We start from the raw sequence: 12,426 nt of genomic DNA, 5'->3' as shown, positions 1-12,426 counted from the left end.
TTAGAATGGATGATGTAAAGGAAAAAAGAATATATGAAGCACTAATAAAATCGTGGTCGATTGAAACGAGTTCAAAGTGGACAATTGAAAACCCAGCAAAGGGACAGTGTGGTGTAACGGCTCTAGTCGTTCAAGACATATATGGAGGAGAAATTAAAAAGACAAAAGTAAGAGAGGTATGGCACTTTTATAACTTTATAGATGGGCAGAGATTTGATTTTACAGAGACTCAATTCAATGGGAAATTGAATTATATGGATGTGGAATCAAATCGGAAAGAAGCATTTGCAGATACAAATGAAAAACAATATAGCATTTTGAAGGAAAAAGTAACGAAAGAATTCAAATTATCTTTTGACTCTTAATCTATAATAAGTTACTATAATGGTGGTAACTTATTAAAGGGAACTTCATAGAGTTGAAAGGGGAAATACTTTTGAAAACAACTTATGTAAACGCTACAATTGTAACGATGAATGAACAAAACGAAGTGATAGAAAATGGATATATCATTGTAGAAAATGATCAAATTATAGATGTAAAGAGCGGAGAATTCGCTAATGATTTTGAAGTAGATGAAGTAATTGATATGAAAGGAAAGTGGGTTTTACCAGGGCTTGTAAATACACATACACACGTTGTAATGAGTCTCCTAAGAGGTATTGGCGATGATATGTTATTACAGCCGTGGCTTGAGACGAGAATTTGGCCACTGGAAAGTCAATTTACTCCCCAAATTGCGGTCGCTAGTACGGAATTAGGATTACTTGAGATGGTGAAAAGTGGTACAACATCATTCTCTGACATGTTTAATCCAATTGGAGTAGATCAAGACGCAATTATGGAAACGGTATCAAGGAGCGGGATGCGAGCTGCTGTTTCAAGGACTTTATTTAGCTTCGGAACGAAAGACGATGAAAAGAAAGCGATTGAAGAAGCTGAGAAATATGTGAAGCGTTACTATAACGAAAGTGGCATGTTAACTACGATGGTTGCACCACATAGTCCATATACATGTAGTACAGAATTGTTAGAAGAGTGCGCACGGATTGCAGTAGAGAATCAAACGATGGTTCATATCCATCTTTCTGAAACAGACCGTGAAGTACGTGATATTGAAGCACAATATGGAAAACGTCCAGTAGAATATGCAGCGAGCTGCGGATTGTTTAAACGCCCAACAGTTATTGCACACGGTGTAGTATTAAATGAAGATGAGTGTGCATTTTTAGCAGAAAATGACGTTCGAGTAGCTCATAATCCGAATAGTAATTTAAAACTAGGTTCTGGTATAGCGAATGTAAAAGCGATGCTAGAAGCAGGAATAAAAGTAGGAATTGCAACAGATAGTGTTGCATCTAACAATAATTTAGATATGTTTGAAGAAATGCGCATAGCGACTTTACTACAAAAAGGTATTCACCAAGATGCAACAGCTTTACCAGTTGAAACAGCTCTTACACTTGCGACAAAAGGAGCTGCTGAAGTAATCGGGATGAAACAAACAGGATCACTTGAGATTGGAAAATGTGCTGATTTCATTACAATTGATCCGTCTAATAAGCCTCATTTACAACCAGCGGATGAAGTGTTATCACACCTTGTATATGCTGCTAGTGGAAAAGATATAAGCGATGTAATTATTAACGGAAAACGTGTCGTTTGGAATGGCGAATGTAAAACGTTAGATGAAGAGCGTATTATATTTGAAGCAAGTCGTTATAAACGAGGTTTGCAAAGATAACTAATTATGTGGCAGTTGAAAAAGCTATCCTTTTAAAAGGATAGCTTTTTTCTTGAACGAATAAATATTCAAAAGAATGTCGCATCTTTCTGTTCATATTTCTGCTATAATATATAACGCTTTATAATATTTTATACTTAAGGAGAACAACTCATGAAGCGAAAAAAGAGCCATTTAATGGTAATGGCACTTGTTACATCTTTATTATTAACAGCTTGTAATAATAAAGCGAATAAAAGTGATACAGAGGTTAAAAAACAAGTGTTAAATGTAACAGTATCAGAAGAAATTCCTTCTCTGGACACTGCGAAAACGATGGATGGTACATCAGCACACGTTATGCAAAACATATTTGAAGGGTTATATGTATTAAATGATCAAGATCAGCCTACTCCAGCAGTAGCAAAATCGTTTAAAAGAAGTGAAGATGGTAAGAAATATACATTTAACTTGCGTAAAGATGCAAAATGGTCAAATGGAGATAATGTAACAGCAAATGATTTTATATTTGCATGGAAACGTGCAATTAACCCTGAAACGGCATCTCAATATGCATACATGCTCTTTTATGTGAAAAATGCGAAAGAGATTAATAAGGGAACAATGCCTCTTGATGAACTTGGGGTTAAAGCAATAAATAATTATACGTTAGAAGTTGAACTGGAACAGCCAGTTCCGTATTTTTTACAGTTGTTAGCACTACCTATATACTTACCACAGCATGAATCATTTTTGAAAGAACAAGGAAACAATTATGCATTGGAACCTAGTAATCTCATATATAACGGGCCATTTGTATTAGAAAAATGGAAGCATGAACAAGAGTTTCAATTAAAGAAGAATGCTGCATATTGGGATCGAAAGAAAGTGAAATTAGACGAAATAAACTTTCATATCGTAAAGGATACAATGACAGCTGTAAATTTATATGAAGCCGGAGATTTGGATCGAGTACCTATTAATTCGCAAATTGTAGACAAGTATAGAGGGAATAAGGAATTACATATGTCGAGTGATCCTGGAATTGCCATGCTTCGTTTTAATGAAAAAAATACCGCGTTAGCAAATAAAAAAGTGCGTCAATCTATTTCATTAGCGTTAAATAAAGATGATTTTGTTGCTCACTTTATTAATAACGGAGCAAAACCTGCAAGCGGGCTTGTACCAGTTGGTCATGTAAATGAAGTGACCGGTAAAGATTTTAGAAAAGAAAACGGAGATCTTTCTTCATATGATTTGCAAAATGCGCAAAAGATTTGGAAAGAAGCGAAAAAAGAGCTTGAAGTAGAGCAAGTAAACCTCGAGTTTTTAACGTTTGAACAAGATAATGCAAAACGGATGGCAGAATATATAAAAGGTGATTTAGAAAAGAATTTGCAAGGAATCGCGATACAAATTAAACAACAGCCATTTAAGCAAAAATTACAGTTAGAACAAACAGGTGATTACGATATAACTATGGCAAATTGGGGACCTGACTATAAAGACCCAATTAGTTATTTAGAGTTATTTACGACAGGGAATCCGAATAATAAAATGAATTATTCTAATGTTCATTACGATGAATTAATAAAGAAAGCGAAAACGGATTTTGTACTAGATACGAAAAACCGATGGGAAGCGTTGCGAGAAGCCGAGCAGGTATTATTAGAAGATGCTGCGGTAGCGCCGCTTTATCATATTGGCTCAGCATATGTACAAAAGGATTATGTAAAAGGAATTGAAAAGCATCAATTTGGTGGTATTTATACTTATAAGAATGCTTATATTGCTAATGAATAAATACAAAAAACCTTACTTTTTAAAAGTAAGGTTTTTTACACATGAATTCTATTAAACCGATTTTAATAAAGCGTAAAAATTCGTATCATATGGGACATCATCTTGATACATATAATTTTTTAGAACGCCTTCTTTTTCAAAGCCTAATTTTAATAGTACTTTATTGGAAGCTTCATTTTCAAGAAATACAATTGCTCCAATCCGCTTTAAATGAATCGTATGGAAACCGTATGATATAACCTCAGAAACAGCTTCAGTCGCATATCCTTTTCCCCAGTGTTCAGGCAAAAAGGCATAACTTATATTGGCTCGTTTATGCTCAGAAGACCAATCGTGAAAACCAATGGTACCAATGAGTTCTTTCGTGTCTTTTAATTCGATTCCCCATTTTATACCGCTTCTTGCATTGTAACTCAACTTAAAATTATGAATGATTTGCTTCACTTGATCAACATCTTGTAACGGTTTTTGGCCATAATAGCGCAGTACATTAGTATTAGAAAAGCATTGTAGTATACGCGGTGCATCTTCTTCGGTAAGTTCTCTTAAAATGAGTCTTTCAGTTTTTAATAAAGGAAACATATTTTCGCTCCTTTTCACATGAAAATAGAATGTATTTGTTATTATATAATTTAATCTGAAAATAAAGATTATTCAAGGTGTAAGGAAGTTATTGGCTGGAAATAGATTATAAAATTTATTTTAAAAAGACTTTATAGGATTAATACAAATAATGAAAAAAGGGTATTCCAAATTAAAATTGGAATACCCTTTTTCATTATCCTACAAATGTTTGATACAGTAAGAAGATATTTAAAATGATAACGAGTGCTGCAATTATCCAAGCGATAAATGTTGTTATACGGTGGTTAACGAGTGCACCCATAATCTTTTTGTTACTTGTAAACATAATAAGTGGTACTAGCGCAAATGCAATACCGAATGATAAGACGACTTGGCTCATGACTAGAGCGTAAGTTGGATTTACACCTAAAGCGATAATAACTAATGGTGGAATCATTGTAATAAATCGGCGTAAGTATAACGGAATATGCATGCGAATGAAACCTTGCATAATAATATCACCCGACATTGTACCGACAGAAGAGCTAGATAGTCCTGCTGATAAAAGTCCAATTCCAAATAATGCAGCTGATACAGGACCTACTAAATTGGTAAATTGAGTGTAAGCAACATCTAAATCTTCAACGTGCAAGCCGTTTTTAAAAAATAGTGCAGCTGCTACAATTAACATACTTGCATTAATTGCTCCAGCAATAACCATTGCAATAATAATATCGATAAATTCGAAACGAAAAATCTTTTTCTTTTGTTCGTCATTTGTGCCGACCACGCGGCGTTGTGTTAAGGCAGAATGCAAGTATATTGCATGCGGCATAACTGTTGCACCTAAAATCCCTGCTGCAAGTAATATACTGTCTACACCTTGGAATTTTGGAATAAATAGTCCTGAAAGAAGGGGACTTAATTCTGGTTTTGCATAAAAAACTTGAATCCCAAAAGCGATTACTACAATGAAAATCATTCCTGTAATAATAGCTTCTAGTGGACGAAATCCTCTACGTTGAAACTCAAGAATAATAAATGATCCGGCTGCAGTAATTAAAGCGGCAGGTAGCATCGGGATTCCAAATAGTAAGTAAAGCCCCAAAGCAGCTCCAATAAATTCCGCTAAATCTGTAGCCATAATAACTAGTTCACCTTGTATCCATAAGCCGATAGACACAGGCTTTGGAAAGTTTTCACGAGCTATTTCGGGTAAATTGTTTCCTGTAGCAATTCCTAATTTAGCTGATAAAGTTTGGATTAATACAGCCATTAAGTTAGAAGCGAGTATAACCCATAATAATAAATATCCATATTGTGAACCAGCTGCGATATTTGTAGCAAAGTTGCCAGGATCAATATAAGCAACGGACGCGATAAAAGCGGGCCCTAAAAATGGTAACAGTCTTTTCCAGCCTTTTGTTTCTCCACTTAAAGCTAAGTGAGCTGATTGTACAGTTGTACTTTCAGAAGGGAGATGTTCATCTTTTGTTATATCTTTATTCATAGTAGTTTTCCCCTTTAAAATGTTAACTTGATGAAATTATTGTATTTATTCTTACTCATTATTTCAATACATTTAAATATGTTATATGATAATTTCATTTGAACACGAAAGTTTCCTTAATGCAAATTATATGCCTCTACGCAATGGATGGTGTGATAATGTAAAATGAATTGGGAGTTTATGGTGTGATGACATGGGAAAACATAGTGAATTAAAGGGCTGTTTTTGAAATTTATGTGAACATAAAGCCGATAATACAGCATATTAATTGATGGAATTGCATTTGTATGATATATAATATATTGGGATTACAACATAACCATAGTGTTTTGATGTGTAATCTTGTTTTTTATTTTTGTTAACTGATAGAAAATAGTATAAAGAAAAGAAAATGGGATTCATTTTCTTATTATATATGTTTTGATATGAACGTTAACTTATACATGATTTAAAAAATTAGATAGGTGGTAGAAATACATTGGCAACTACAAAACCATACAGAGTATTACTATATTACATGTACACAACAATTGAAAACCCAGAAGAATTCGCGGCAGAGCATTTAGCATTTTGTAATTCACTTGAATTAAAAGGAAGAATTCTTGTAGCAAAAGAAGGTATTAACGGAACTTGTTCTGGAACTGTAGAACAAACAGAGAAATACATGGAAGCAATGAACAATGATCCACGTTTCGATGGCATCGTATTTAAAATAGATGAAGCTGATGGTCATGCATTCAAGAAAATGCACGTGCGTCCTCGTCCAGAGTTAGTTACACTTCGTCTAGAAGATGACATTAACCCACACGAAATAACTGGGAAGTATTTAGAGCCAAAAGATTTTTATGAAGCAATGAAACAAGAAGATACAGTTATCATTGATGCACGAAATGATTATGAATTTGATTTAGGTCACTTCAAAGGTGCGATTAAACCTGATATCGAATCATTCCGTGAATTACCAGATTGGATTCGTGAAAATAAAGAAGTACTTGAAGGTAAAAAGATTTTAACTTATTGTACAGGCGGAATTCGTTGTGAGAAGTTTTCTGGTTGGTTAGTTCGTGAAGGTTATGAAGATGTAAGTCAGCTTCACGGCGGAATTGTAACGTACGGAAAAGACCCAGAGGTACAAGGTGAGCTTTGGGATGGACAATGTTACGTGTTCGATGAGCGTATCGCTGTACCAGTAAACCAAAAAGAACATGTTATCGTTGGTAAAGACCACTTTACAGGTGAACCTTGTGAGCGCTATGTAAACTGTTCAAATCCAGAATGTAATAAGAAAATCTTATGTTCTGAAGAAAACGAAGCGAAATATTTACGTGCATGTTCTCATGAATGTCGTGTAAGTCCACGTAACCGCTACGTAATACAACATGAATTAACGGAAGAGCAAGTAGCTGCTGCATTAGAGCAAATCGAAGCAGGGAAGTAAACTGAATTCTTATAGTAAAAGGGGTACTCCAAGTTTAATTTTGGAGCACCCTTTTTTTATTATACGGTTCTGTCATTTGTCGGTTTTTGTCGGTAAGTCGATATATATATAAAATCGCTGATATATTTCGAGTTGCGCCGATATAATCGGAAAATCGCTGATAAAAATTTCACTTACTGCAGCGCACCAAGAATTTGAAAATAACTTTCTTTAATTTTTATCTTCTTTCTCTTTAACGGCAGAAAGTACAGTTTGTTTTACCCAAGCTTTTCTTCGTTTATGCTGTACACCCCATTGGTATAAACTTTGGGCTCCTAAAATAAGTGAAATGACAATGCCGCTAATCGCGATTAATAGAGCGAAAAATTCAAGAGGTGACGATATTTTGTTTGAATCGGTGTTTCTTAAAAGGTCAATCATAGTAAACCCTAACATTTGGCCCACTACAGAGTAGAGCGTTAAAATTAATAATAAAAGGCTATCTTTTTTAGAGGCGACATTTTCTTGATATTTAAACAAACTATCAAGATTTTGTTTCGCGTTCGAGTATAGAACCTCAATATTAAAAAGTTTTCTTAAGCGGAAGAAAATATCTTCACTTTGTGATTGGGATACTAATTCTAAAGAAAAATAATTAGCAGTGAACGAATTGATCGAATAAATTAATTTCTCTATTTCATTAGTATCTTGTTCAATGTTTAGCTCAGCATAGGCGTTTGCCATTTTTAATAAAACAATTTTATGGAATAGGTTTAATAATAAAGCGTAATAAAATTCTCCGTACATTTGACTAGCAAGTTTAGCGATTTCGCGTTCTCCTTCATTTGTTACACATGTAAAAATATGTTCTTCCATTATGAAATAACGATTTGGAGCCCATCTCTGGTAAGCGTGTTTTTTTAAATAGTCATGAATGTAAGGAAGGTTATTTGCACTCACATATGGCTTACCATCACTTGTTAATCCGGAAAGACTAGAAGTACGATAAACATCCACTTCATTAAGTTCCATACCTTCTTTTAGTGACAATAAAGTTTGGACGTACATTCTTTGGTCTTCGAAGAAAGGGAAGGTTTGAAAGTATGAACTTCTTAATCTCTTCTTTTCAAAGAAATCAGTTACGCCATGAAATAAATAACCAAAAATGAATTTTTCAACTTGGGAATACTTTTTTTCGTTACATTCAATACAAATAGTCTCATTTGTATCATTTTTAGTTTCAAGTACACGGAAGCGAGCAGCGAATTCGATTGCTTCAGATAAAGTCATGCTTGGAGCAGTGTTTACTTCTGTTCGAATTGTTAAGAAGCCAAGTTCATAAGGACAAAGTGTTACATCAATAGAGTGTATCTTGAATGGGATTGAAATAAGGTTTGTTGTTAAATGTCCAGTTAAGTTAAGGTCCTTTGAATAACGTTGCAAGCCCTTTTGATGCTCTGAGTGAGGAAAGAGAATTTTATTTGTAAATGAAAGATAGTATGCTTCCATATTTTGATGTGAAACTTTAAACTCCCCATAATATGTATTTTCATCATAGAGATGATCGAGCCGAAAAGGACGGAAATCGTTTTTTTGTAAGAAAGGGAACATATTTTGTTCATATCCAGCTTTAAACGAAAACGGGAATATAAATTGAAATATAGCTGTTGCTACATCTTTTTCCTCAATTGCTTGTATTGCCTCCATCTACATTGTTTCCTTTCCATATATGCTATAGAAACAACATGCCCAAATTTATTTGAAAATAACCACTGTTTTATACTCGATTGAGAGTGAAAATTCAGCTTATTTAGCAGAGGACATGTATAATGTTATGTATACTAAAAGTTATAAAATTGTATTTTGAAAAGGGGGATGCTGTATGCGGATTTTAGTATTAGGCGCTGGTGGAGTCGGAGGATTTTTTGGTGGTAGATTAGTCGAAAAGGGAGAAGATGTTACATTTCTTGTTCGTAGTAAACGGAAAAAACAATTAGAGGAAAGAGGACTTGTAATCCGAAGTGTTAACGGGGATTTCTCTTTCCAACCGAAATTAATAACGAAAGAAGAGAGAACTTCTCCATTTGATGTCATTTTATTTTCAACAAAAGCGTATCACTTAAACGAGGCAATTCAAGATTTGAAGCCGTTTGTTGGCGAAAATACTGTAATCATTCCATTGTTAAATGGTATCGCTCATTTATCGCTATTACAAAAAGAATTCGGCGAAGAAAAAGTAATTGGCGGTTTATGCTTTATCGAGACGACGTTAAACGATCAAGGAGAAATTGTACAAACTAGCGCTGCCAACAGACTTGTGTTTGGAGAAATTAAGTCTCAAAATTCAGAGAGAGTAAAGCATATTTCTAAAGCATTTGCAGGTACGAAATCTAGTTTTGTTTTAAGTGAAAATATTACGCAAGATATGTGGCATAAATATTTATTTATTACTGTAATGTCCGGTGTGACAACGTTAATGCGTGCACCAATTGGACCAATCCGTGAAAGTGAAGGCGGCCGTGATTTTATCCGTAATGTGTTTGAGGAATCTGTACAAATCATGAGAGTATTAGGAGCTCCAATAAAGGTTAATATTGCCCAGGAACATATGAAAACGATTGATAAAATTTCGTATGATATGAAGTCATCGATGCAACGTGATATGGAGAAGGGTTCGCTTATTGAAGGGAAGCACTTGCAAGGATATTTACTGGATGTAGCAGAGCAATTTTCTATAGCGGCACCATTATTAGGCACTATATATCAAAATTTAAAGGTGTATGAAGAGATGACCTTTAACAGATCTGTAATAGAATTAGATGTATGAAAAAATAAAAAAGATAGCAATATATAAGTGTATTGCTATCTTTTTTATTTTTTTGTATGACAAATTATTTATTTCTTTTCGTTCTATCTGTCAAATTTATTTCCTGTTCACGTTTACCATATAACTGATTAATTTCATTTGCTACTGCATCTAAATATGAATCGGAAAAAATAGGCTTCTTTTCTTTAGACATATGGGTCTCCTTTGTGGATTTTTTAGTATTCATTATGTATATTTCTCAGTGGATTATGCACAATCATTTTAATTTTTTTCTTATTAAAAATTTTTGTTTACTTTTTGAAAATAAAGGAGTATTATAATCCACAGTTTCAATTTTCTAAATCGCTGAAACCGCATGGTACGGGGGACCCGTTTTTGCGGATTAGTACATAATCCGATGGGGTGAATCCTTAAAAAAGGTAGGGCTACTCATAGGCCCGAATCCGACAGCTAACCTCGTAAGCGTTATATTGAGAAGGAAGGTGGAGCTTGTGCGACAAAAAAAATAATGTCTACAAGTCTATTTCGCTATGGCTTGTAGACATTTTTTGCTTTCTGAGGAAATAGTTTACTGGCTGTAACAAGCAGAAAAGTTCGTACAAAATTATTGGAGAGTGGACAGCATTGGTTTCATCTATTAAAAGATTTTTAATTGGAAGACCGTTAAAATCAACGGAGCTTGGAGAACAAAAGCTTAATAAAACGAAAGCTTTAGCTATTTTATCTTCTGACGCATTGTCATCAGTTGCTTACGGTCCAGAGCAAATTTTAATTGCTTTAGCAGGTGTTGGAGCGATCGCTTATTGGTATTCCATTCCGATCGCTGTTGGGGTATTAGTATTATTGACAGCCCTTATTTTATCTTATCGTCAAATTATTTTTGCTTATCCGCACGGCGGGGGAGCGTATGTTGTATCAAAAGAAAATTTAGGGATGAATCCAGGCTTAATTGCTGGAGGATCTTTATTAGTTGACTATATTTTAACTGTTGCGGTAAGTGTGTCCGCTGGTACAGATGCAATTACGTCTGCGTTTCCTAGCTTACATGCACACAACGTAATTATTGCGGTTATATTTGTTATATTAATTACGATATTAAATTTAAGAGGAGTAACGGAATCAGCGTCCGTTTTAGCATATCCTGTTTATTTATTCGTTTTAGCACTATTTATATTAATTGGTGTAGGTATATATAATATTTTAACTGGTCAAGTTTCACCTACTTTACATACGCCGATTGGCACACCAGTTGCAGGAATTAGTTTATTTTTATTACTAAGAGCATTTGCATCAGGTAGTTCTGCTTTAACAGGTGTTGAAGCAATTTCAAATGCAATTCCGAACTTTAAAGATCCTGGGCCAAACAATGCTGCAAAAACATTGCTTGCAATGGGTGCATTACTTGCTGTGTTATTTTCAGGAATTGTATTTTTAGCTTATTATTACGGAGTGACTCCGAGTAAAGAAGTAACAGTTGTTTCTCAAATTGCTGAACAAACATTTGGACGTAATTTCATGTACTATTTCATACAAGGTACAACAGCTTTAATATTAATTCTTGCTGCTAATACAGGTTATTCTGCATTTCCTTTATTAGCGGTTAACCTTGCAAAAGATAAATTCATACCGAGAATGTTTACGATTAGAGGAGACCGCCTAGGTTACTCAAACGGTATTATTATACTTGGAGTTGCTTCGATTATTTTAATTGTAGCTTTCCAAGGGCAAACAGAACATTTAATTCCACTATATGCAGTAGGTGTATTTATTCCATTTACACTTTCTCAAACAGGGATGGTATTAAAATGGCTTCGCGAAAAGCCTGAAGGATGGGCTTTAAGATTAACGGTTAATTTAATTGGTGCAGTTATTAGTTTTATCGTAATGAGCATGTTCTTTTTAACTAAATTTGCACAAGTTTGGTCGATTCTTATTTTCTTACCAGTTATTATCTTCTTATTCCATCGAATTAAGAAGCATTATGATGCAGTGGGTGATCAATTAAGTTTAAAAACTTGCGAGCCTCTTATTCCAATTGAGGGGAATGTAATTGTCGTTCCTGTAGCAGGTATGACGCATGTAGTAGAAAATTCATTGAACTATGCGAAATCGCTTTCGGCAGATCAAGTTATCGCAGTATATGTTGCTTTTGACAGAGAAGAGGAAAAGAAATTTGAGGAGAAATGGAAGAAGTGGCAACCTGAAGTAAGGCTTGTTACATTACATTCTCATTATAGAAGTATTATTCAGCCGCTAACGAAGTTTATCGATACAGTGCAATATAAGGCAAGTGAATCGAATTACCGTGTTACGGTCGTTATACCACAGTTCATTCCGAAAAAAGGTTGGCATAACATTCTTCATAATCAATCCAGTTTACTTATACGTGCGTATTTACTTTATAAAAGAAATGTTGTTATTACGACAGTTCCATATCATTTGAAAAAATAAGAAAATTTTTTAAGGATAGCTTCGCGAAAATGAAGCTATCCTTTTTGTGTATATGCTATGCATAATTGCATATGGGGTTAAAAATTATACTAATATAACTTCATTGGTTATTTGAAAGTAGTGTTTTCTGT

Annotated in this window: 10 protein-coding genes and 1 riboswitch; of the genes, 6 read left to right on the top strand and 4 right to left on the bottom strand. The window is 34.2% G+C overall.

Annotated elements, in window-relative coordinates; all coding sequences use genetic code 11:
- Window positions 1–5 precede the first annotated feature (5 nt).
- The 3 genes from ACS2CR_RS17515 (at window position 6) to ACS2CR_RS17505 (ending at window position 3,526) form a co-directional block, all read left to right on the top strand.
- Window positions 6–365 carry a YunG family protein gene (locus ACS2CR_RS17515; protein ID WP_000342912.1) on the top strand — a complete coding sequence of 120 codons (360 nt, stop codon included), beginning with the start codon at window positions 6–8 and terminating at the stop codon, window positions 363–365.
- Between the two features lie 53 nt (window positions 366–418).
- On the top strand, window positions 419–1,744 hold the full coding sequence (locus tag ACS2CR_RS17510; RefSeq protein WP_140159942.1) for a bifunctional S-methyl-5'-thioadenosine deaminase/S-adenosylhomocysteine deaminase: 1,326 nt from the start codon (window positions 419–421) through the stop codon (window positions 1,742–1,744).
- 153 nt (window positions 1,745–1,897) lie between these two features.
- A complete protein-coding gene (locus ACS2CR_RS17505) occupies window positions 1,898–3,526 on the top strand; it encodes a peptide ABC transporter substrate-binding protein (protein WP_053514142.1) in 1,629 nt (542 codons plus the stop codon).
- Between the two features lie 51 nt (window positions 3,527–3,577).
- Here the strand turns inward: ACS2CR_RS17505 and ACS2CR_RS17500 are convergent, their stop codons facing one another.
- Both ACS2CR_RS17500 and ACS2CR_RS17495 read right to left on the bottom strand, forming a co-directional pair.
- On the bottom strand, window positions 3,578–4,108 hold the full coding sequence (locus ACS2CR_RS17500; protein WP_053514141.1) for a GNAT family N-acetyltransferase: 531 nt from the start codon (window positions 4,106–4,108) through the stop codon (window positions 3,578–3,580).
- A 196-nt stretch (window positions 4,109–4,304) separates the two neighbouring features.
- Window positions 4,305–5,600 carry an Nramp family divalent metal transporter gene (locus ACS2CR_RS17495; protein WP_053514140.1) on the bottom strand — a complete coding sequence of 432 codons (1,296 nt, stop codon included), beginning with the start codon at window positions 5,598–5,600 and terminating at the stop codon, window positions 4,305–4,307.
- Window positions 5,601–6,078: 478 nt separating this feature from the next.
- Here ACS2CR_RS17495 and trhO point away from each other — a divergent pair, with 478 nt between their 5' ends.
- Complete coding sequence (gene trhO / locus ACS2CR_RS17490) at window positions 6,079–7,038, top strand: oxygen-dependent tRNA uridine(34) hydroxylase TrhO (protein WP_000246214.1); 960 nt, start codon at window positions 6,079–6,081, stop codon at window positions 7,036–7,038.
- Window positions 7,039–7,248: 210 nt separating this feature from the next.
- On the opposite strand, the gene ACS2CR_RS17485 is transcribed toward trhO, so the two are convergent.
- The gene (locus ACS2CR_RS17485) at window positions 7,249–8,724 is read right to left on the bottom strand and encodes a hypothetical protein (protein ID WP_053514139.1); all 1,476 of its coding nucleotides are present in this window, start codon (window positions 8,722–8,724) and stop codon (window positions 7,249–7,251) included.
- 175 nt (window positions 8,725–8,899) lie between these two features.
- Between ACS2CR_RS17485 and panE the strand changes: the two genes are divergently transcribed.
- On the top strand, window positions 8,900–9,844 hold the full coding sequence (gene panE / locus ACS2CR_RS17480; protein ID WP_088066200.1) for a 2-dehydropantoate 2-reductase: 945 nt from the start codon (window positions 8,900–8,902) through the stop codon (window positions 9,842–9,844).
- Window positions 9,845–9,908: 64 nt separating this feature from the next.
- On the opposite strand, the gene ACS2CR_RS17475 is transcribed toward panE, so the two are convergent.
- Complete coding sequence (locus ACS2CR_RS17475) at window positions 9,909–10,037, bottom strand: hypothetical protein (RefSeq protein ID WP_000031873.1); 129 nt, start codon at window positions 10,035–10,037, stop codon at window positions 9,909–9,911.
- Window positions 10,038–10,177: 140 nt separating this feature from the next.
- Window positions 10,178–10,324: riboswitch (cyclic di-AMP (ydaO/yuaA leader) on the top strand.
- Window positions 10,325–10,468: 144 nt separating this feature from the next.
- On the opposite strand from ACS2CR_RS17475, the gene ACS2CR_RS17470 reads away from it, so the two are divergent.
- Window positions 10,469–12,295 (top strand): APC family permease, encoded by a 1,827-nt coding sequence (locus ACS2CR_RS17470; RefSeq protein ID WP_053514137.1) that lies wholly within the window; start codon window positions 10,469–10,471, stop codon window positions 12,293–12,295.
- Window positions 12,296–12,426: the final 131 nt, after the last annotated feature.

It is taken from the genome of Bacillus cereus group sp. BceL291 (assembly GCF_051776705.1).
In the GTDB taxonomy this organism is placed as follows: Bacteria; Bacillota; Bacilli; order Bacillales; family Bacillaceae_G; genus Bacillus_A; species Bacillus_A cereus.
The sequence above is the reverse complement of the archived record's forward strand: the minus strand, read 5'-3'. Positions and strand labels throughout refer to the sequence as shown.

What these genes read in the sequence shown, in the direction of transcription:
- ACS2CR_RS17475 (WP_000031873.1), bottom strand. Translation starts at nt 10,037, where the DNA reads ATGTCTAAAGAAAAGAAGCCTATTTTTTCCGATTCATATTTAGATGCA.
- ACS2CR_RS17485 (WP_053514139.1), bottom strand. Translation starts at nt 8,724, where the DNA reads ATGGAGGCAATACAAGCAATTGAGGAAAAAGATGTAGCAACAGCTATA.
- ACS2CR_RS17495 (WP_053514140.1), bottom strand. Translation starts at nt 5,600, where the DNA reads ATGAATAAAGATATAACAAAAGATGAACATCTCCCTTCTGAAAGTACA.
- ACS2CR_RS17505 (WP_053514142.1), top strand. Translation starts at nt 1,898, where the DNA reads ATGAAGCGAAAAAAGAGCCATTTAATGGTAATGGCACTTGTTACATCT.
- ACS2CR_RS17500 (WP_053514141.1), bottom strand. Translation starts at nt 4,108, where the DNA reads ATGTTTCCTTTATTAAAAACTGAAAGACTCATTTTAAGAGAACTTACC.
- ACS2CR_RS17515 (WP_000342912.1), top strand. Translation starts at nt 6, where the DNA reads ATGGATGATGTAAAGGAAAAAAGAATATATGAAGCACTAATAAAATCG.
- panE (WP_088066200.1), top strand. Translation starts at nt 8,900, where the DNA reads ATGCGGATTTTAGTATTAGGCGCTGGTGGAGTCGGAGGATTTTTTGGT.